General features: G+C 41.7%; 19 protein-coding genes. 8 read left to right on the top strand and 11 right to left on the bottom strand.

Going from position 1 to position 20,278, the window contains the following annotated elements; genetic code table 11:
- Positions 1–59 precede the first annotated feature (59 nt).
- The 4 genes from AC59JO_RS01020 (at position 60) to AC59JO_RS01005 (ending at position 3,192) form a co-directional block, all read left to right on the top strand.
- The gene (locus AC59JO_RS01020; protein WP_413668773.1) at positions 60–677 is read left to right on the top strand and encodes a pyridoxamine 5'-phosphate oxidase family protein; all 618 of its coding nucleotides are present in this window, start codon (positions 60–62) and stop codon (positions 675–677) included.
- Between the two features lie 64 nt (positions 678–741).
- Positions 742–1,167, top strand: a complete 426-nt coding sequence (locus tag AC59JO_RS01015; protein ID WP_413668772.1) for a VOC family protein — start codon at positions 742–744, stop codon at positions 1,165–1,167.
- A gap of 7 nt (positions 1,168–1,174) precedes the next feature.
- Entirely contained in the window at positions 1,175–1,708 is a 534-nt protein-coding gene (locus AC59JO_RS01010; RefSeq protein ID WP_413668771.1) for a hypothetical protein, read from the top strand.
- A gap of 251 nt (positions 1,709–1,959) precedes the next feature.
- Complete coding sequence (locus AC59JO_RS01005) at positions 1,960–3,192, top strand: ROK family protein (RefSeq protein WP_413668770.1); 1,233 nt, start codon at positions 1,960–1,962, stop codon at positions 3,190–3,192.
- A 121-nt stretch (positions 3,193–3,313) separates the two neighbouring features.
- Here AC59JO_RS01005 and AC59JO_RS01000 read toward each other — a convergent pair whose 3' ends face one another.
- From AC59JO_RS01000 to AC59JO_RS00980, 5 genes are all read right to left on the bottom strand, one after another.
- Positions 3,314–4,204: a hydroxymethylglutaryl-CoA lyase gene (locus AC59JO_RS01000; protein WP_413668769.1), complete on the bottom strand. Its 891-nt coding sequence runs from the start codon at positions 4,202–4,204 to the stop codon at positions 3,314–3,316.
- A 72-nt stretch (positions 4,205–4,276) separates the two neighbouring features.
- Complete coding sequence (locus tag AC59JO_RS00995; protein ID WP_497302810.1) at positions 4,277–5,590, bottom strand: NAD(P)/FAD-dependent oxidoreductase; 1,314 nt, start codon at positions 5,588–5,590, stop codon at positions 4,277–4,279.
- Between the two features lie 238 nt (positions 5,591–5,828).
- A complete protein-coding gene (gene secDF, locus AC59JO_RS00990; RefSeq protein WP_497302809.1) occupies positions 5,829–8,819 on the bottom strand; it encodes a protein translocase subunit SecDF in 2,991 nt (996 codons plus the stop codon).
- Positions 8,820–8,934: 115 nt separating this feature from the next.
- Positions 8,935–9,417 (bottom strand): dihydrofolate reductase, encoded by a 483-nt coding sequence (locus tag AC59JO_RS00985; protein WP_497302808.1) that lies wholly within the window; start codon positions 9,415–9,417, stop codon positions 8,935–8,937.
- A gap of 186 nt (positions 9,418–9,603) precedes the next feature.
- Complete coding sequence (locus AC59JO_RS00980; RefSeq protein ID WP_497302807.1) at positions 9,604–10,425, bottom strand: thymidylate synthase; 822 nt, start codon at positions 10,423–10,425, stop codon at positions 9,604–9,606.
- Positions 10,426–10,639: 214 nt separating this feature from the next.
- Between AC59JO_RS00980 and ispE the strand changes: the two genes are divergently transcribed.
- The gene (gene ispE / locus AC59JO_RS00975; RefSeq protein WP_497302806.1) at positions 10,640–11,440 is read left to right on the top strand and encodes a 4-(cytidine 5'-diphospho)-2-C-methyl-D-erythritol kinase; all 801 of its coding nucleotides are present in this window, start codon (positions 10,640–10,642) and stop codon (positions 11,438–11,440) included.
- A 356-nt stretch (positions 11,441–11,796) separates the two neighbouring features.
- On the opposite strand, the gene AC59JO_RS00970 is transcribed toward ispE, so the two are convergent.
- The 5 genes from AC59JO_RS00970 to tgt all read right to left on the bottom strand — a co-directional run bounded on the left by AC59JO_RS00970 (position 11,797) and on the right by tgt (position 17,173).
- The gene (locus AC59JO_RS00970) at positions 11,797–12,684 is read right to left on the bottom strand and encodes an NAD(P)-dependent oxidoreductase (RefSeq protein ID WP_497302805.1); all 888 of its coding nucleotides are present in this window, start codon (positions 12,682–12,684) and stop codon (positions 11,797–11,799) included.
- Between the two features lies 1 nt (position 12,685).
- Positions 12,686–12,964: a lipopolysaccharide assembly protein LapA domain-containing protein gene (locus tag AC59JO_RS00965; RefSeq protein WP_413668762.1), complete on the bottom strand. Its 279-nt coding sequence runs from the start codon at positions 12,962–12,964 to the stop codon at positions 12,686–12,688.
- 1,008 nt (positions 12,965–13,972) lie between these two features.
- Positions 13,973–14,875, bottom strand: a complete 903-nt coding sequence (locus AC59JO_RS00960; protein WP_497302804.1) for a DMT family transporter — start codon at positions 14,873–14,875, stop codon at positions 13,973–13,975.
- Entirely contained in the window at positions 14,875–15,978 is a 1,104-nt protein-coding gene (locus AC59JO_RS00955) for an LptF/LptG family permease (RefSeq protein WP_497302803.1), read from the bottom strand. The genes AC59JO_RS00960 and AC59JO_RS00955 overlap by 1 nt, the downstream gene beginning before the upstream one ends.
- Before the next feature lie 64 nt (positions 15,979–16,042).
- A complete protein-coding gene (gene tgt, locus AC59JO_RS00950; RefSeq protein WP_413668759.1) occupies positions 16,043–17,173 on the bottom strand; it encodes a tRNA guanosine(34) transglycosylase Tgt in 1,131 nt (376 codons plus the stop codon).
- 224 nt (positions 17,174–17,397) lie between these two features.
- Here tgt and AC59JO_RS00945 point away from each other — a divergent pair, with 224 nt between their 5' ends.
- From AC59JO_RS00945 to rsmG, 3 genes are read left to right on the top strand one after another with little or no spacing between them, the layout of a single operon-like run.
- Positions 17,398–18,519, top strand: a complete 1,122-nt coding sequence (locus AC59JO_RS00945) for a glycosyltransferase (protein WP_413668758.1) — start codon at positions 17,398–17,400, stop codon at positions 18,517–18,519.
- Positions 18,510–19,115 carry an RNA polymerase sigma factor gene (locus AC59JO_RS00940; RefSeq protein ID WP_413668757.1) on the top strand — a complete coding sequence of 202 codons (606 nt, stop codon included), beginning with the start codon at positions 18,510–18,512 and terminating at the stop codon, positions 19,113–19,115. Before AC59JO_RS00945 ends, AC59JO_RS00940 begins: the two co-directional genes overlap by 10 nt.
- Positions 19,105–19,731 carry a 16S rRNA (guanine(527)-N(7))-methyltransferase RsmG gene (gene rsmG, locus AC59JO_RS00935; RefSeq protein WP_413668756.1) on the top strand — a complete coding sequence of 209 codons (627 nt, stop codon included), beginning with the start codon at positions 19,105–19,107 and terminating at the stop codon, positions 19,729–19,731. The genes AC59JO_RS00940 and rsmG overlap by 11 nt, the downstream gene beginning before the upstream one ends.
- 188 nt (positions 19,732–19,919) lie before the next feature.
- Here rsmG and AC59JO_RS00930 read toward each other — a convergent pair whose 3' ends face one another.
- Positions 19,920–20,162 carry a hypothetical protein gene (locus tag AC59JO_RS00930; protein ID WP_413668755.1) on the bottom strand — a complete coding sequence of 81 codons (243 nt, stop codon included), beginning with the start codon at positions 20,160–20,162 and terminating at the stop codon, positions 19,920–19,922.
- Between the last annotated feature and the right edge of the window lie 116 nt (positions 20,163–20,278).

Below are 20,278 nucleotides of genomic sequence, written 5' to 3'. Positions count from 1 at the left end.
TGCCCGCCTTGCACCGCAAGGCGGGCATAAGTATTTTACCCCTTAAAATTGTTTACATTATGAACTTTGCACGCTTTGCTTTTACCGATGGTGTTAAAAAATTACAGGAAAAATACGGTAGCCGGGATGCATACGCCCGCATGGAAAACCCTATGGCTGATAAGGATGGCATTACAGAATTTGAACAAATGTTTATTGAAAGCCGCGATAGTTTTTACATGGCCAGCATGGGCGAAAACGGCTATCCCTACATTCAGCACAGGGGAGGCCCGGCTGGTTTTATTAAAGTAATAGATAATCATACGCTCGGTGTGGTTGATTTCAGAGGCAACAAGCAGTATATTTCGGTTGGCAATGTGATGGAACATCCGCAGGTATCGTTATTTCTGATGGATTATCCGCATAAAACAAGGCTCAAGATCTATGCCGATGCGCGTATTGTTGAGCTTGCCGATAATCCTGAATTGTTTGAGCTGATAGATCCAGCTGAATACAAACATACAGCCGAACGAATGCTTATCTTTGACGTAAAAGCTTTCGACTGGAATTGCCCGCAGCATATTACTCCGCGCTATACTGTTGATGAAATTAAAGAAGCCTTCGCACCGCAAAATGAATATGTGCTTAAATTGGAGTATGAAGTTGCTAAGCTTAAAAAACAGTTGGAAGAAAAATAAGCTGCTTTGATAAATAGACTGCAATAGTTTACCTTTAGTGCTGCTAACACTAAAGCGTAAACCAATGAACAATAACCAACATATAATCCCTATGCTTGCCTATGAAGATGGCATTGCGGCTATGGACTGGCTGTGTGATGTTTTTGGTTTCACAGAAAATATACGGATGACCAATGACGCCGGTCGGCTTACTCATGGCGAGCTTAAAATGGGCAATAGTTTGGTTATGCTGGCCGAACCTACGCCGCATTATCAGGGTCCTGCTCATCACGCTCAAAATTGTGATATCGCTGCTAAATGGAGTGCCGTACCATATATTATCAACGGGATTTTAGTATACGTACAAGATGTTGAACAACATTACAATATCGCAAAAAACAAAGGCGCCACAATATTAAGCGAACTTGAATATGGATATCCCGGCACCCGCTACCGTGCTGCTGATTTAGAAGGCCAGCGCTGGATGTTTATGCAAATTGAAAAAGATTAACTGCCTTATGACCGTACTGCTCCATTTTTTATTTGTTGTAATTAAATCGCTTATTCTTGGCTTAATTTATACACCCCTGATCTGGTTTTTATGGGTGTTGATTTTAAAAGCGCAAAAAAAATATACCGGCTTCAAGTGGCCTAAAGTATTTGCAGCATATGCGGTTATAAGCTTGTTGCTGGTTGTTTTTTCATTTACCTATTATGGAGATCATGGCTTTGGCGATGGTGCACGGATCCCTTTAGGACATGGTGAAGCGATAAAGCAAGATGATCAGTTTGCATATTTTACACCCAAAGGCACAAATAAACAAGTACATGTAAAAACTTTTGTTTTGAAGGGCGATAACCTTTGTATGTCGGTTGATTCGGGGTATAAAGTGTATAATTTGAAAACTAAAGGCGTTGTTAACTTTAGCGAAGGGCAAATGTACGATGCCTTTGCTTTTTCATACGGTTTACCTTTATCGCTTCAACTGCAAAGCTTCAGGTCGCAATATGATGAATACTGGAATGGCTGGCGGTTTTGGCTGCTGCCATAGTTAGTTGTCAGATTCAAACATGCTCTAAAACTAAATTTTTAATCAAAACTTTCGCTTATTTTATATCGTACACGGATATAATAGATATTTTTGTGCGTTGTAGGCAAATGGTGTATTAATAGTGTCCATGTACTTACAACAGGTTTAATACTGTAATATTTACAGTTGTACTTAATAACTTTATTTTTAATTTTATAAAATTCAGAACACTAAGGTGTTGCCTGTTATAAACCAAACTATAATAATTGTTGATGGAACTTACGAATAAAGGGGTAAAAGGCAGCCAGTTAAAAAATATGATCATTAAAAGGCTTTATTTTAATAAGGCCATGTCGTGCGCAGGATTAAGTGAGTTATTTGATAAAAGTATTCCGTCTATAGCCAAAGCTATAAACGAATTAATGCACGAGGGTTTTGTTGTTGAGCAGGGTTATGCCCCCTCAAGCGGCGGCCGTCGCCCGTTAATGTATTCGGTAAAATCAAGCGCCATGCATATTTTAGCAATTGCACTTGATCAGCTTACCGCCCGCATCCAGATGTTTGATCTGTTAAACAACCCGGTTGCAGATATGCTTACTTTTGAGCTTAAACTGCTTAATAATCCGGAGGCTTTACCTACACTGGTCGATCAGATTAATGGCTATATTGTACATAGTGGCATCCCAAAAGAAAAAATTGCCGGTATAGGCATCGGTATGCCAGGATTTATAAATATTACCGAAGGCATCAATTACACTTACCTTGATGCCGGTGGACAAAGCCTGACAGCTTATCTTACTTCAAAAACAGGCATCGCAACTTATATCGATAACGATTCGAGCCTCATTGCGCTCGCCGAACAAAAATTCGGTATAGCCAAATCACAGCAGGAAGTTATGGTAATTAACCTGGGTTGGGGTATTGGTTTGGGGATGATTGTAAACGGCAAGCTATTTCGCGGTCACAACGGTTTTGCCGGGGAATTGAGTCATATTCCGTTATCAGAAGATGGCTCCCTTTGCGAATGTGGTAAGCGCGGCTGTCTCGAAGCCGAAGCCTCGCTGCTTGTGGTGGCCCGTAAAGCTATAGAGGGCATCAAAAAAGGCCGTGTAACCAGCTTGAAATACAACGGTGAAGATCATTCTAAACTGATGGGCGATGCCCTGATAGAAGCTGCCAATAACGGCGATCAGTTTGCTATTGAACTTTTATCAGACGCCGGTTACAAAATAGGGAAGGCCCTGGCCATCCTCATTCACATCATGAACCCGGCAATTATTGTGTTAAGTGGCCGCGGAGCCAAAGTGGCTAAAATTTTAACAGCCCCAATACAACAAGCGCTGCACAAGTATTGTATCCCGCGCCTGGCTGCAGGTACAGAGCTGCTGGTATCAGAGCTTGGTTTTGATGCTGAATTGATTGGCGCAGCTGTACTGGTAATGGAAAATTTTGACCGGGTGGTGAAAAGCAAAGCTGCAAAAGCGGCTAAGAGCGCGGCAGCGTAAAGGTTGTCTGAATCAGAATTTGCAGAATTTTAAAATTAACAGAATAAATGTTCTTCACTTTATTTAGGCAGATATAATGTTAGCTGCATTCTGAAAATCCTTAAATTCTATAAATTCTGATTCAGACAAAGACCTTTCCCGAATAGTTCATCGCTTCCTGAAATTTGTCCATATTAAGCCCTGTAGGTTCGTTTTGTATTTTAAGATAAGCAAGTAGGTTTTCGGTGGCGATATTGCCTGTAAGGTCATCTTTAGCCATCGGACAGCCTCCGTAGCCTTTCAATGCAGTATCGAAACGCTTGCATCCGCTTTGATGGGCGGCCGCTATTTTGGGCTGCCAGGTATCGGGAGTAGAGTGGAGATGAATACCAAACTCCGTTTTTGGAAATAAACGGCAAAGATTAGGATAAATGCTGCTGATCTGCGCTGCATCTGCAATGCCTATGGTATCGGCAAGGGCGATGTTTTTTATACCTTCGGCTATCATTTTTTCTGCCCAGTATTCAATGATGCCGGTGTTCCATTCATCGCCGTAAGGGTTTCCGAAACCCATGGAAAGATAAACAAGTAATTGCTTACCGCTTTTCTGGCACAATTCATTTATCCGTTGTACAGTTTCAAAGGCCTGCTCAATGGTTGAGTTTGTATTCCGGAGCTGAAAAGTTTCGGAAATGGAAAAGGGGTACCCCAGATAGGTAATCTCACTATGCTTCACAGCGTCTTCAGCTCCGCGGTAATTGGCTATAATAGCCAGCAGCTTTGAACTGGTATTACTTAGGTCAAGCCTCTTCAATACATCGGCTGTGTCCTGTAGTTGGGGGATGGCCTTCGGCGATACAAAGCTCCCAAAATCTATCGTATCAAAACCTACCTGTAAAAGCAGGTTAATATACGCTGCTTTTATCTCAGTAGGAATAAAATTATGAATACCCTGCATGGCATCGCGGGGGCATTCGGTTATTTTGATGTTCATCTTTAAGTCGAAAGTCTTAAGTACTAAATCAAAAGTCATCAATTTAGTTTACAAAACACTAAACTTCCAACTTAAAACTTCTGACTTCCGACTCCGGACTTCAAACTTAAACTAATCAACCGCGTTAGGCAAATGCTGATCTTCAGTTAGACCTTCGCGCTCAAATTTGCGGATTATAAGCCTTGTGCCGCCATTGTAGGTTACATAGCTTGATACCCAGTTAATAAATACGATCACCTTGTTACGGCCGCCTAAAAGCGATATCAGGTGCACAAACATCCACACCAGCCAGGCAAAAAATCCCTGGAACTTCACTTTGCCTAAGTCAGCCACTGCCTTATTACGGCCAATGGTAGCCAATGAACCTTTATCATTGTACTTAAACGGCGAGGTTTGTTCACCGTTAATGATGTGAATGATGTTTTTAGCCACATGTTGCCCCATTTGTATGGCTACCTGCGCCACGCCCGGGTGCCCCTTAGGTGTTTCGTCGGTGATCATGGCAGCAACGTCACCAATGGCAAATACGTTGTTAAAGCCAACAACGCGGCCAACGCTATCAACCTTTATTCTATTTCCACGTTCAATAACGTTTTTATCAAAACCTTCGGGTACAACACCCATAACCCCGGCACTCCAGATCACGTTTTTGGTGCGGATAGTTTTGCCGCCTTCAAACTTTATCTCCTCACCGTCATAACTCTCTACCTTAACACCCGTTAATACCTCCACGCCCATATTGGTCAGGAATGTGCGTGCCGCGTTGGATGCCTGCTCAGAGAAAGGTCCGAGTACTTTGGGCAGAAAGTCGACCAGGTATACCTTCATATCCTCTTTTTTAAGCTCGGGGTAGTCTTTGGTCAACACGTGGTTACGGAGCTCGGCCAATGAACCTGCAAGTTCAACTCCTGTTGGCCCGGCACCTACCAGCACAAAGGTAAGGTAAGGGTCGCGCTCGGCCTTGCCCACTTTAAGCAGGGCTTCCTCAATGTTCTGCAAAATCGAATACCGGAGGTTCAGCGCCTCGGGGATCGATTTCATCGGCATGGCATAATGCCCGATATCTTTATTTCCAAAAAAGTTGGTGGTTGAGCCCGTTGCTATCACCAGGTAATCATAGGCGATATTACCTATGGTTGTTTCGAGCATGTTGTTATCCGCATCAACCCTGGTTACTTCGGCAATCCTGAACCTGAAGTTCTTTTGACTGGCAAAATTCTTCCTTAAGGAGAACGCGATAGACTCGGATTCGAGGCTGCCCATGGCCACCTGGTACAATAGGGGCTGAAATGTATGGTAGTTGTGCTTATCAAGCATCAAAACGTCTACTGGTTTGTCCTTTAGTTGTTTTGCCACCTGCAGGCCGCCGAAGCCGCCGCCCACTATTACTACTAAAGGAAATTTGGAATCATTGGATGTATTCATGAGCAGGTTATTATTAAAAATATGTTCTTTTACAGGCACTTGTGATCTATATACAGATGATTGCACAATCACCGTGCCGCCAATTATAATGCATGTTGAAGTACAATGCAATTATACTTCATTGTTTAGGATATGCAACACCAACTGTCGGCTGTTTTGTGTGTTTTTAGCAGCGATTGACTATAACAAAAAAGGCCCCAAATTACTTTGGAGCCTTTCAGATTATTTAAACTTTATCTTATTTAAGGTCTTTCTTTCCAAAGTCAACGATTACCGGTGTTGCCACGCAGATCGACGAGTATGTACCGAAAAGAACACCAATCAATAACGCGAACGAGAAGCCTTTGATAACGTCACCACCAAAGATGAACAATACTAACAATACGAATACTACGGTTAATGCAGTAATGATTGTACGGCTCAATGTGCTGTTGATAGCTTTGTTAATAACCTCTTCCGGTTTTTCGTTTTTGTTAGAGTGTTCAAGGAATTCACGGATCCTGTCAAATACTACCACGGTATCGTTAATTGAATAACCAATTACAGTAAGGATAGCCGCAATAAACGCCTGGTCAATATCCAGTGAGAACGGAAGGAAACCATTGAACAATGAGAAGAACGATAATACCAACAACGCATCATGCGCGGTCGCGATCATCGCACCCAGACTAAACTGCCATTTGCGGAAACGGATCAGGATATAAGCCGAGATTACGAAGATAGCAAACAATACGGTGTAGATAGCTGATGTTTTTAACTCATCGGCAATAGTAGCACTTACTTTTGAACCACCTAAAATATTACTGTCGGTAATTTTAGTTTCAGCTTTATTAGCTAATGTGCTAACAAGGGTTGCCCTTACTTTAGCATCAGCAGCAGTTGAGTTATCATTAAACAGGTAGTTGGTAGTGATACTGAATTTATCGGTACCCATAGTTTTAACCTCGGTGCTGCGACCTAAAGTAGCATCAATAGCATCGTGGATCTGCTCGGTAGTAACGGTTTTGTTAGGGAAGCTAACAATGTAATTACGGCCGCCTTCAAAATCCACACCGTAGGTAAATCCGCGGGTAAAGATAGATACCAAACCTGCAGCAATGAACAAGCCTGAGAAAATGTAGAACTTGCCACGGTTTTTAACGAAAGCGAAGTTTGCATTTTTAAAGGTATGTGAGCTCCATGGATTTGAGAATTTAATATCCATGTTTTTGTCAAGCATCCACTCGAATATAACCCTTGAGATCAATAATGAACAGAACAATGAAGTTGCGATACCGATCATCAACGTGGTTGCAAAGCCCTGGATAGGACCTGAACCGAATACAAACAGGATTAAACCGGTAAGGAATGTACTGATCTGTGAGTCGAGGATTGAAGGTAATGCATGTTTGAAACCATCGGCAACAGCAACCCTTAATGATTTGCCTAAGCCAAGCTCTTCACGTACACGTTCGTAAACCAGTACGTTGGCATCTACCGCAATACCTAAGGTTAATACGATACCTGCAACACCCGGTACGGTTAACACAGCGCCTAAGCTGGTTAATACACCCATCAGGAAGAAGATGTTGATGATTACCGCAACTACCGCTACAGTACCTGCACGGTTGTAATAAGCGATCATGAAGATCAATACCACAACTAAACCTAAAATACTTGAAGTAATACCGGCAGTAATAGCTTCCTGACCTAATGACGGACCAACAATTGACTCAGATACAATGTGGGCAGGAGCCGGTAAGCGACCGGCTTTTAACACGTTGGCTAAGTCGCGGGTGTCATCAATAGTGAAGTTACCAGAGATTGATGATACACCACCTGAAATTTCGTTTTGCACAGTAGGAGCAGAGTATACGTTATCGTCCAATACGATAGCGATAGCCTTTTTGTTAGTACCTGATGATGCTTCAGCAGTAACTGCACGCCATTTTTGGGCACCTTCCGAGTTCATGATCATCACAACCTCAGGGCTGCCTTTCTGGTCATTATCAGCACGGGCATCGTTAATTACGTCACCTGATAATACCGGGCCGTTTTCGGCACCTGTAAGTTTGATAGCGTATAATGCAAAGGTTTTGGTGTTTTTGATAGGTTTTACTTCCCATAAAAATTTCAGGTTGCGCGGAATAACTGACTGCGCATCGGCACTGTGCAGGTATGAATTTACTTTAGCAGTATCCTGAAGTGGAGCGTAACCAACAACAGGGCCCGGGCCTAATTGCTGCTGGCCGTTTGCTCCCTGGCCAACGTTTAATGACATTACTGCAAACAACGGGTGTTGTGCAGCTAATTTGGTTTTGCTTAATGAAGCGGCTGAAGTATCGTTTTTAGCAGCGTTTTTCTGAACTTTGCTTAATAACGAGCTGCCTTTAGCAGTATCAGCTTTGCCGGCAGCAAGTTTAGCAGTGGTATCAGCTTTTGCTGATTTACCTGTATCCGCTTTAACGGTTTTGCTTTTTGCAGCAAGCAGGTTGTCAACGTTGATCAGGTATTGGTAAGCCTCGGCATTATCAAAAGTTTCGTAAAATTCCAGTTTTGCAGAGCCTGAAAGTAATTTACGAACACGCTCTGGTTCTTTAACACCTGGTAGCTCAACCAAAATCCTGTTTGAACCTTGTTGCAACTGAATGTTAGGCTGGGTTACGCCAAACTGGTTGATACGTGTGTTCAAAACAGTGAATGATTGTTTAACCGCAGTTGAAGCCAGGTCTTCAAGGTAAGTTTTAACCTCGCTGTTTGAAGCATTATACTTCAGGTGGTCCTGGTTATCTTTTGTTGAAAAGATGGCGGCAAGCTTACCATTAGGATTGAGCTTTTCGTATTCGCTTACAAATAATGCAATATAGTCTTTTTGGCTGGTTTGAGCGTTGGCCTGCAATTTATCGGCATTAGCCAAAGCCTGATTGAAAGTAGCATCAGGATTGTTGTTGGCGATTTTCCTAACCAGTTCATCAAGCTGGATCTGCATGGTAACGTTCATACCACCTTTTAAATCCAAACCTAATGCAATTTCCCTTTGCTTTACATAAGCATAGTCATGTTTGAATAGCGGATATACCGGCTGATTGGAAACAGAATCCAAGTAAGCTTTATATTTCGCAGAATCACCCTTTGAATATACGTTGGCATCACTCTCAACTTTGTGTGCCACCCACGTAAATGATAGCTGGTACAAGCACACAACTGCCAGTAGTATGGCGAAAAATTTAATAACCCCTTTGCCTTGCATCGAATTTTTAATATGTAATAAATTAGTTTATAAGCTTTTTTTAATAAGGCAGCAAATCTAATAAAATTTCGTAAGCACAAAATTTTAAATTAAAACAAAATCATGACAAAAAATGTTAGCGACGCTCAAGTGTGATAAACGAATATTTATACTTGTTTTTTTCGTCGGGCTCAAAATCTTCGCGATCTTTTTCCTGCCACTCGTCCGGATTTAACTCCGGGAAGAAGGTATCCCCCTCAAAATCCTGGTCAATTATGGTGAGATATATGCGATCAGTTAGCGGGATAGACTGCCGGTAGATCTCGGCCCCGCCAACAATAAAAACTTCATCCTCGGCTTTGCAAAGCTCAATAGCTGCTTCGACAGATGGCACCACCTCGCAGCCCTCAATGCTGATGGCTTGCCGCGTAATTACAATATTGCGGCGCTTAGGTAAAGGTTTACCAACCGAATCAAAAGTTTTACGCCCCATGATCACGGTATGACCGGTAGTTACATCCTTAAAATGTTTCAGATCATTAGGCAGGTACCAGAGTAATTTATTGTCTTTACCGATAGCGTGGTTTTTTGCTATGGCTACGATGATGGATAAAATCATTAGTTCATTTGTTCACTGGTTCATTGGTGCTGAGCATCTGAACCTTTATTTTTCAATGCGTCATTGCTTCGTACCTCGCAATGACGGGTAGTTTTTTAATTCTGTAAGGATAACAAAATTCTGTTGAAATCGTAAACTCAATCTACGCCTTATACCAATGAACTAATGAACCAGTGAACAAATGAACTACACTGCCACCTCGGCCTTAATGTGCGGCCATGGATCATAGTTCTCTAAAGTGAAATCTTCAAACTTAAATGAGAAGATATCTTTTACCTCCGGATTTATTTTCATGGTAGGCAGCGGACGCGGATCGCGGGTTAACTGCAGGCGCACCTGCTCCAGGTGGTTGTTGTATAAATGAGCATCACCAAGCGTGTGTACAAAGTCGCCAAGGTCAAGATCACATACCTGTGCCATCATCATGGTGAGCAGGGCATAAGATGCAATGTTGAACGGAACACCCAGGAATATATCAGCGCTCCTTTGGTATAACTGACATGAAAGTTTACCCTTCAGTTCCCCCTTCAGGGGGTTAGGGGGCTCCACATAAAATTGAAACAAACTATGGCACGGAGGCAGGGCCATTTGGTTAACCTCGGCAACGTTCCATGCCGATACGATAATGCGGCGTGAATCGGGATTGTTTTTAAGCTGGTTTACCACCTGTTGTATCTGGTCGATATGGCCCCCATCAGGCGTTGGCCACGAGCGCCATTGTTTACCATACACCGGGCCAAGGTCGCCGTTCTCGTCGGCCCATTCGTCCCAGATGCGTACGCCGTTTTCTTTCAGATAACGGATATTACTGTCGCCGCTCAAAAACCAGATAAGCTCGTGGATAATTGATTTGAGGTGGAGCTTTTTGGTGGTCACCATCGGGAAACCATCCTTAAGGTTGAAACGCATCTGGTAGCCAAACACACTTACCGTACCGGTGCCGGTTCTGTCATGCTTTTGCGCGCCGGTTTCCATCACATGCCTCATCAGGTCGAGATACTGTTTCATTTTATTTTGTTTAGTTCATCAGTTCACTTGTTCATTAGTTCATTAGTATTTGCATGGGTATTGATAGTGTATAGCTTTAAAGGCTTATACAAGCGATACCAATGAACCACTGACCTAATGACTCAATGACCAAAGTTTCAAAGGGCAAAGAAAAATAATCTACCTTTGGTTTCCTACGGATGTTGGCAAATACATCTCGTGTTAATTACTTTGTATGATTTTATTTCCGAATGCAAAAATAAACATCGGCCTCAATATTACCGAACGCCGGCCGGATGGTTATCATAATCTCGAAACCATTTTTTACCCTATCGACATTAAAGACGCCCTTGAAGTGGTGAAGAGCGACAGGCTTAGTTTTACTTCAAGCGGCTTGGACATCCCTGGACTGATGGAGGATAATCTTTGTGTTAAAGGTTATCATATGCTAAAGCAGGATTATGACCTGCCACCCGTAAGCATCCACCTGCATAAGCATATCCCGATAGGCGCGGGTTTGGGTGGTGGCTCATCTGACGCGGCGTTTTTTATCAGGCTGATGAACGACGAATTTAAGCTTAGTTTATCCGTTGAAGAGATGACCGATTATGCCCGTCGCCTGGGCGCCGACTGCGCCTTTTTTGTTGAGAACAAACCGGTATTTGCTTTTGAACGGGGTGATGAATTTGAAAATATCAAACTTGATCTCTCGGCATATAAAATAGTATTGGTAATGCCGCCTGTTCATGTGTCAACGGGAGAGGCTTTTCGTGGTATAAAGCCGACGCTTGTAAAGGACTCGCTTTTTGATTTGATCAGAGAGCCAATTGCCGATTGGAAGAAGCTTATCAAAAATGATTTTGAGCAAACCGTTTTTAAAAACCATGTGGAGATCCGGGGCATCAAAGCTGCCCTTTATGAAGCCGGTGCTATCTACTCCAGTATGAGTGGAAGCGGTGCATCCGTGTTTGGCATTTTTGCCGAAACTCCCGATCTGAAATTTTTGGAAGGGGAGAACGAAGTGTTCTATTTATGATTTCGGAATTGGGATGTTCAATTTCGTATTTAGCTGGATTTGGGAAGCTGCCCAGTAATAAAAATAAAAGTGTCATTGCGAAGTAGCAGGGGCGCTCCACGATAGTTTGGGATTGCTTCGTTCCTGGTAACGACTTGGTGTTATAATAACAGACTTACGAGGGTTTTAAAGCTTCGTAAGTCTGAACTTAAACGACTTGTTTATCCAATTAAGTTGTTTTGTTAGATACAAAAATGCCGGACGAATTATCGATCTGTAAAACGATCAATATTTCATCCGGCATCTTATTTTATATCGGGCATTAATTTCAGAAATCATCAATCACAATTCCGAAATCGAACATCCGAAATCCGAAATCAAATTCCAGCATCTTCGCTCACACCGCGACCTATTCCTTCTACCCAGTCTCGTTCTCCCCAGCCTTTGGCTACGGCGGTTAATAAGCGGCCGTGTACCGCGTTTGCGATGGGCATAGGCATCTCGCTTGTCTGCGATAATTTGAACGCCAGGCGCGCGTCTTTATAGCCAAGTTTTGATTGAAAGCCCACAGATTCGTATTGCTTACCTGCAATGAGCTTCCCATAATTTTGGAAGATGGGGGCGTTGAAAAGTGTCGAGCCAAAAAACTCGGAAACCTGTGTTCGGCTTAGTCCGTTTTTCTCAGCGAGGGTGAATGCTTCGGCCATCATTTCCATGGAGGCCATGATCATGAAATTGCCTGCTATTTTAACCACGTTTGCACCACCAACAGAAGGGCCAAAATCTATAACCGCTTGTCCCAATAAATCGAGGATCGGCCGGACATCATTTTTAGTTTGCTCGTCGCCTGAAACGCAAATCCAGAGCTTGCGCGCAGCCGCCGCTTCGGGCCTGCCAAACACCGGGGAGGCGAGGTAACGGCTTCCGGCCTGCTCGTGTAATTTGGCCAATTCTTCAGAAGTATCCGGCGAAATGGTACTCATGGATATGTGCACAGCATTTGGCTGTAGCGTTTTTAAAATTCCGCCGTCGCCTACAGCCGATTCTCGCAACACTTCGTCATCCGACACCATAGAGATCAAAAATGGCACGTTTGCCGCCGCTTCGGCTGGGCTCAGGCACCTGGTTACGTTGCCGGCGCCGAGCTCGTCAATTTTTGAAAGTGTGCGATTGTAAACCTGCAGATGGTATCCCGAGGCGATAAGATTTTTGGCCATGTTGATGCCCATGTGGCCAAGGCCGATAAATCCAATTGTTGTTTTCATATTAGCTGATGTATTCTCTGTCTTCGTCACTTAGTGTATCGGTGTTGTCTTTTTTGTGTATGGCGTCATGATAGCCCTCAATATCGAATTTCTGTTTTTTTGGCCAGGCAACAATCAGCCCCAATACAAAACCGGTTACGGCAACTACAAGCATCATCATTAGTTTAGATACCCTGAATGTGGCGAACAGAAATTTGAAATAAACCTCTTCGGTATTTTGCATCAGCACGATGGTAAGCAAAACTGCGATGGCTACAATGACTATTGTTTTAATGCTCATGATGGATGTTGGTTTTAGAGTAATACAATATCCGCTTTTTAAATGTTTAATAAAAATTGATCTCTGGCAAATTGATCCTTCGTAATCTGATTCGATCGGAGCGGGAGGATGCTCCATGTTTTTACCTCCACATATTTACTGCCGGCAGCGATGTCTGGTATTTCCGTAGCTCATTAGATTTTAGGATTTCGTCTGCCGGCGATCTCTCTCCCGAAAAACAGAATGAGCGTACGCCATCCAAAACTTTAGTGCTCTTTTTTTAGAGGTAAGATTTGCGCGCTGTGCTTTCCTGGCGTTTGCGTTTTTGGAAAATCTTAACGCCTTAAATTTCTTCACGACAATCGTACGAGAGCGAAAAAAAATCAGCACGAAAACAGATTTTGTATACGGACGGGAGATGGGCGCTGATTTTTTTTGATTCCTGAATTATTACTTCACTACACTTTGTAAAGTCATTTCCGTTCTTGTCTGATTTGAAACTTTTACGTTATATAACGTAATTTAATTATTTGATTTTTAAATTTATATGATGACTTTTTAATGTGATTATTTTATTTGCTAATATTTTTAGTTTTTTGCGATTTTACTTAGGCTTATTGTGTTTGATTGTTTGTTTATATAATTTATATAAATATCTGATTTTAAAACTTATATTTTATTTAATTAAATCAATATCTGAAATTTTCATGCTAAAAAAAAGTAAGCAAAAGTGGGTTTATGGAAATTGGTGTCCTGAATTTATATTTTGAATTTAGTACACTAAGTAAAAAACGGATTTTGCCGCTGTTTTGCGCTGAAGTGTTGTTTGAGCCCGGAATACCTTAAAAAATTAGGATCGCTCTAAAGGGCTAAAAATGGCCAAAACGGACATGGGGATTTTGCCCCTATTTTGGGTTGGAAATTAAAAATGCAGCGCAGATTTGAGTTTTCAAACAGCTATCAGGTAGCTGGCGGAAGTACGGTTTTTCAACCGCTTTTATGAAGCAAGGAGGTGAAAAATGTAAAAGATCAAGCCCTGCTTTTGCGTTGGGTAATTTGCTTTCGGGCTACGGGATATAGAAAAATTGTAGACAAAATGAGGAGTGCGCCACCCCAGAAACCAAGCGTCATTTTATTAATGTCACCAAAAAAAATGAACGACAGGATGATGCCGTATACCGGCTCAAGGTTAGTGATCAGGGCAACTCTGAATGCCGAAAGCTCACGCATTACAGATACACCGGCCACGTAAGCAAGGGATGTGCACACGGTGCCAAGCAGCACCAGGTAGCCGATATCAGCCGGCTTCAATAGCATGGCCCGGGTGTAGCCGGAGGTTATAAACAGGTATGTCGAAATCCACACAAAGGCTCCGGAAAGCTCATAAAATGCGATGACCGGTGCCGGTACTTTTTGCACCTGGCGCGAGTTGATGATGGAAAAAAGACTTGCACAAACAGCACTTGCAAGCCCGGTTATGATGCCCTTAGTGTATCTGCTTTCAAATTTAAAAATCAAAACAATACCGGTGATAATTAAAAGACCGGCTAAAATTTCAAGTTTTGAAATGCTTTTTTTATTGGTGATCGGCTCAAAAATGGCGGTGAAAAGTGTGATGGATGAAAGGCAAACCAGGGTAACTGCAACTGTGGAAAGCTTGATAGCGGCGAAAAAAAGGATCCAATGTCCGCCCACAATTCCCCCGGTAAACACCAGTTTGATCAGCGTTTTTCTGTCGACTTTAAAATCGGTTTTATTGAATTTGAAATACGAAAACAGCGATAAAAAAGCAATAAGTACCCTAAACCACACCAATTGTACGGCCGAAATCGTGATCAGAGCGCCTAAAATTCCGGTAAATCCCCACACAAAAACCGTAAAATGAAGGATAATTAGGTTCTTATTTGGGGATGAAGGGGTGTTTTGTGTCATTATTTGGGTGCCTTTAGAAGCAGGTAATAGCCTAAAATGCCAAAAATGATATTAGGAATGAACACGGCTATTAAAGGTGTCATGCCCCCTTTTACCGAAAATACAAGTGCAAACCGCTCTAATATTATATAAGCAAAGCATAACAGGATGCCTATCCCAAGTGGCAAACCAACGCCGCCGCGTACCTTTCTTGAGGATATGGAAACGCCAATAAGTGTTAGCACAAATGCCGATAACGGGTAAACAAACCGGTGGTATTTTTCAAAATAAATAGCCTTTAAATACTCGGGTCTGCGCAGTTTTTCCTTGTCAATATTCTTATTCAAATCGCTTAATGACATAGCTTGATATACATTATCGTATACAATAAAATCGCTCGGGTGCATATCTAAAACAGTGTCTTTTGGTGTGAAACTCTTGATGAATTGTTCCTTCATGCCGTTCACATATTTAACACTGTACTCTTTGAGCGACCATATTCTTTTTACCGAATCGTACTGAATTGTATTGGCAATTAGTTTCTCGCGCAAAGTGTCACCGTTAAATTTTTCCATTATAAAATTATAACCGAGGTGGGTTGTCGGGTCGTAATTGGCGAGATAAACAAACGTGTGCTTGTCAATTTGCATGTGAACTTCAACTTTGGTTGGGTCATTATCCATCATTCCGTTGGCATTTTCAAAGTCGATTTTGAGGCGATTTGTAAACGGAATAAGGTAAACATTTGCAAAAAATGATACCACAAATATGATGGTAGAGGCAATTACATATGGTCGTAAAAAGCGATTAAAGCTTGCCCTTCCGCTCAATATCGGAACAATTTCAGTTTGGTTTGCCATCTTGGCGGTGAAGAAAATTACCGCCAAAAAGTTGATCAATGGCGATAACATATTCAAATAAAAAGGTATAAAACCCGCATAATATCTGAATACAATATCATGAAAACTGGCGTGCTTATTCAAAAAATTATCCAGCTTTTCTGACACGTCAAACACTACAGAAATTACCATGAAAATACCCATGGTAAACAAAAAAGTGCCCAGGTATTTTCCGATAATAAACCTATCGATGATCTTTAAATGTTTTTTAAAAAAAGCTTTCATCTGCAGGCTATTTGATTGTTAGTAATCATGTTTTTCTTGTGATGGTTTTTAACTTTTCAGGCTTTTATAAACGCTGGCCAAGGCGTTTTACCATGATGTTTTTCCAGTTGTAAAACTCGCCGGCGATAATCTTTTTCCGGGCTTCCTTAACAAGCCAAAGGTAAAAATGTAGATTGTGCAGTGTAGCAATCTGAGCACCCAGCATCTCGCCCGAATGGATCAAGTGGCGTAAATAAGCCTTGCTGTAGTCTCTGTCTGCAAACAGATCGCTGTCATCTTCAATAGCCGAAAAGTCGTTTTTCCACTTTTCGTTTTTGATATTTATAATACCGTTTTTGGTGAAAAGCATGCCGTTGCGGGCATTGCGGGTTGGCATAACACAATCAAACATATCAATGCCCAGGGCTATGTTTTCAAGGATGTTTACCGGTGTGCCTACACCCATTAAATAGCGTGGTTTTTGCTCTGGTAATATATTGCATACTATCTCGGTCATAGCATACATTTCTTCGGCAGGTTCACCTACAGAAAGACCGCCGATGGCATTGCCTTCGCGCTCATATGAAGCAATCACTTCGGCCGAACGCACACGCAGATCTTTATAGACCGAACCCTGTACAATAGGGAAAAGTGTTTGACTGTAACCGTACTTTGGCTGGGTGCTGTCAAACCTATCACAGCAGCGTTTAAGCCAGCGATGGGTCATTTCTATTGATCGTTTTGCGTAATTATAATCGCAGGGGTAAGGTGTACATTCGTCAAAAGCCATGATAATATCGGCGCCAATTACGCGCTGGATATCCATCACATTTTCGGGAGTGAAGAGGTGTTTTGATCCGTCGATATGTGAACGGAACGTAACGCCTTCCTCTTTAATTTTGCGTACTTCTGTTAGTGAATATACCTGGTAGCCGCCGCTATCGGTTAAGATGGGGCCGTCCCATCCATTAAATTTATGCAGTCCCCCGGCGCTTTCAAGGGTGTTTAAACCCGGACGCAGGTACAAGTGATAGGTGTTACCCAGTATAATTTGAGCCGAAATATCCTGTTTAAGTTCATGCTGGTGTACTGCTTTTACGGTACCTGCGGTACCTACCGGCATAAAAATAGGAGTTTGTATAGTACCGTGGTCGGTAGTGATCTCGCCGGCGCGGGCCTTTGAAAGCGGGTCTTGTGCTGTTAAGTTAAATTTCATTTTAGGGTTGCAAAATTAACAAAAAAAAGCCTCATGCCCGCCGTTTCAAAGGCTATAGCAGGATAAAAGCTATTTATAAACGTGCTGAATATTAAAACCATGTTAATTAAAGTGTTTTTATTTTGAAGGGGGTGAAATAAGAGCACATTAAACTTCAAATTAACGCTGATATTGGCGGTTAATTTCATTGATTTTTAACAAATTTGCCTCATTATTTTTTTTGTTTGGAAACGTACTTACACGACGCGCTTTTTATTCTTTTTCAGCTTTGTTTTATAGTTCAGCTGTATTATCTGGTAAGCAGACACACCCGCCTTGCAGGCTATAAACCCGCCGAAGGACCGCCGCCGCAGGTCATGATCCCCGTTTCTGTTATTATAAGCGCCCGTAATGAGGCCCGCAATTTGCAGGAAAATTTGCCTTCCATACTTGAGCAAAACTACACCGATTTTGAAGTAGTTGTTATTAACGATTGCTCGTACGATGCATCAGATGAGGTGCTGGAGGAGATGCAAAAGCGCTATTCCCGCCTTAAAGTTGTTACCATTACTGAGCATGACCGTTTTAAAACCGGGAAAAAGTTTGCCCTTACATTGGGGATCAAGGCCTCAAAAAACGAATATCTTTTATTTACCGATGCTGATTGCAAACCGGCTTCCGAAAACTGGATAAGCCGCATGGCCGCCAATTTTACAAGTGGGGTGCAAATAGTTTTAGGCTACTCTCCTTATTATAAGGCAGGTGGTTTCATTAACACTTTTACCCGTTTTGAAACTATTAAAACGGCAACAAACTATCTTTCCAGCGCCTTAACCGGCGACCCTTATATGGGTATTGGCCGTAACCTTGCCTATACAAAAACGTTATTTTTTAGTGCAAAAGGGTTTGCGTCGCACATGCACGTAATATCCGGCGATGATGATTTGTTTGTTAACCAACATGCTACTCCCGATAATACGGTAGTTGAATTGAGCCCCGAATCATTTATGTTTACAGAAGCTAAAACCACATTTAAATCGTGGTTTAAGCAAAAAAAACGCCACATGGGTGTGGGTAAATTGTATAAAAACCAGCACAGGCGTATGCTTAGTTTTGATGCGGTTAGTGGTTTTATATTCTATATTTTATTGATATTATTCCTTATTTTAGGATATGAGCCGTTACTGGCATTAGGTTTGTGCGTTTTTCGGTTGATATTACAAATAGCCATTTATAATCGTATATTTAAGAAACTTAATGGCAAAGACCTTTTGTGGTATCTCCCCTTTTTTGACATATTGTATTATATGTATTTAAACGTTTTTGGATTGATCGGTACCTTTTTAAAAACTACTCAATGGAAATAAACGCCAACTTTACCGAAAATGCAAAGAATGATTTTCACCTGGTTGTGAAAGCAAGGCAGGGAGATCAAAAAGCCTATGCTGACCTGATGCACCGTTATAAAGATTCGATTTATTTTATGGTGCTTAAAATGGTAAACAACAAGGAGGATGCGATGGATTTAACGGTTGAAACCTTTGCCAAAGCATTTGAAAAGCTTGAAAAATACCAGCCCGATTTTGCTTTTAGTACCTGGCTTTTTAGGGTGGCAACCAATAATTGCATCGATTTTATTCGAAAAAAGAAGTTAAGTACCATGTCAATTCATGGTATGATGGATGACGAAGGTGATGAAAAGCCCCTGCAAATTAAGGCTGATACTCTTAACCCGGAAGAAACTTCTATCAAAAAACAACAAACCCAGGAGTTGAAATTGCTGATTGAAAGCTTGCCAACACGTTACAGAAATCTCATTACTTTACGCTATTTTGATGAGCTTTCGTACGAGGAAATAGCCCAGCAGCTTGACCTTCCTTTAGGTACCGTAAAGGCTCAATTGTTTAGGGCAAGGTACCTGCTTGGCAATATTATTAACCGTTTTAACAGGGATGACATCTGAAATAATTCTACAATATTTTCCTGATTTAAGTACAGAGCAGCGGCAGCAATTTGAAAAATTGCCTGCTTTATATGAGCATTGGAACAGCCAGATCAACGTAATTTCGCGCAAAGATATTGATCTTTTGTATGAACGCCACGTGCTGCATTCACTCGGTATTGCCAAAGTTATGGCTTTTTTACCGGGCGAAAATGTGCTTGACGTAGGTACCGGCGGCGGTTTTCCCGGTATTCCGCTGGCTATTTTATTTCCGGAGACCCGGTTTCATCTGGTTGATTCTATCGGAAAAAAAATCAAGGTTGTTAGTGAAGTAGCATCAGGCTTAGGGCTCAAAAATGTAAAGGCATCGCACTCAAGGGCCGAGCAAATTGCTGATAAATTTGACTTTGTAGTATCACGTGCTGTTACTCAACTGAAGGATTTTTATCCATGGGTAAAGGGTAAATTCAACAAAGAATCTAACAATAAATTGCCCAACGGCATCCTGTATTTAAAAGGCGGCAACCTTGACCTGGAGATCAAAGAATCGGGGTTAAAGGTTACCCAATATAACCTGAAAGATTACTTCAAAGAGGAATTTTTTGAAACCAAACAGGTGATATATGTAAAGGGATAATACCCCGCTGTCAACATCATTGCCGTTTATAAGATATCTAATCCAAACTTACGAAGTTTTAAAAACTTCGTAAGTTTTTACCTGCTCGTGGTGCTTCCCGAAGCTGGGTTTTGTAGGCAGATTTTCGCCTGACAAAGTAATATGACTCTTTTATTAAAGCTACTATTTCTTTGAATCTGCAGCGTGTTTTATATCAAATGATCATGGTGCTGGTTGTCGGTACGTGATGCAGCCCAGAAAACAAATCCCAGGTAAAATAAAGCACCACCGGCAAAAACAGGTAGCTTAAAAGTCCAACCGCCATTTAAGCCGGTAGTAATAATTGAGCTGCCTGAGCTATCTACGGCGTTGATTGTATGACCATAAAAAAAGTTGCCTCCAATGAGCATTAAAACGCCCACAATTGCTAAAATGATACCGAACTTTTTCATAATATAAAGTTTAAAAATGAACAAAATCAGGTTGCTGGTAAGGCTCAGGAAGTATAATTGGTATAAATTAAACAAAGCGTATTTGGATAGGTTTGCCTTGTTTGGTTAAAATTTTA

It is taken from the genome of Mucilaginibacter sp. A5337 (genome assembly GCF_059690695.1).
Note: the sequence above shows the minus strand (reverse complement) of the source record. Positions and strands in the feature narration are given on the sequence as shown.

Coding starts and splice junctions, on each gene's coding strand:
- tgt (WP_413668759.1), bottom strand. CDS start 17,173: ATGAAATTTAACTTAACAGCACAAGACCCGCTTTCAAAGGCCCGCGCC.
- rsmG (WP_413668756.1), top strand. CDS start 19,105: ATGACATCTGAAATAATTCTACAATATTTTCCTGATTTAAGTACAGAG.
- AC59JO_RS01000 (WP_413668769.1), bottom strand. CDS start 4,204: ATGACTTTTGATTTAGTACTTAAGACTTTCGACTTAAAGATGAACATC.
- AC59JO_RS00965 (WP_413668762.1), bottom strand. CDS start 12,964: ATGAGCATTAAAACAATAGTCATTGTAGCCATCGCAGTTTTGCTTACC.
- AC59JO_RS00930 (WP_413668755.1), bottom strand. CDS start 20,162: ATGAAAAAGTTCGGTATCATTTTAGCAATTGTGGGCGTTTTAATGCTC.
- AC59JO_RS00995 (WP_497302810.1), bottom strand. CDS start 5,590: ATGAATACATCCAATGATTCCAAATTTCCTTTAGTAGTAATAGTGGGC.
- AC59JO_RS00970 (WP_497302805.1), bottom strand. CDS start 12,684: ATGAAAACAACAATTGGATTTATCGGCCTTGGCCACATGGGCATCAAC.
- AC59JO_RS01005 (WP_413668770.1), top strand. CDS start 1,960: ATGGAACTTACGAATAAAGGGGTAAAAGGCAGCCAGTTAAAAAATATG.
- AC59JO_RS00980 (WP_497302807.1), bottom strand. CDS start 10,425: ATGAAACAGTATCTCGACCTGATGAGGCATGTGATGGAAACCGGCGCG.
- AC59JO_RS00955 (WP_497302803.1), bottom strand. CDS start 15,978: ATGAAAGCTTTTTTTAAAAAACATTTAAAGATCATCGATAGGTTTATT.
- AC59JO_RS01010 (WP_413668771.1), top strand. CDS start 1,175: ATGACCGTACTGCTCCATTTTTTATTTGTTGTAATTAAATCGCTTATT.
- AC59JO_RS00985 (WP_497302808.1), bottom strand. CDS start 9,417: ATGATTTTATCCATCATCGTAGCCATAGCAAAAAACCACGCTATCGGT.
- ispE (WP_497302806.1), top strand. CDS start 10,640: ATGATTTTATTTCCGAATGCAAAAATAAACATCGGCCTCAATATTACC.
- AC59JO_RS01015 (WP_413668772.1), top strand. CDS start 742: ATGAACAATAACCAACATATAATCCCTATGCTTGCCTATGAAGATGGC.
- AC59JO_RS00960 (WP_497302804.1), bottom strand. CDS start 14,875: ATGACACAAAACACCCCTTCATCCCCAAATAAGAACCTAATTATCCTT.
- secDF (WP_497302809.1), bottom strand. CDS start 8,819: ATGCAAGGCAAAGGGGTTATTAAATTTTTCGCCATACTACTGGCAGTT.
- AC59JO_RS01020 (WP_413668773.1), top strand. CDS start 60: ATGAACTTTGCACGCTTTGCTTTTACCGATGGTGTTAAAAAATTACAG.
- AC59JO_RS00940 (WP_413668757.1), top strand. CDS start 18,510: ATGGAAATAAACGCCAACTTTACCGAAAATGCAAAGAATGATTTTCAC.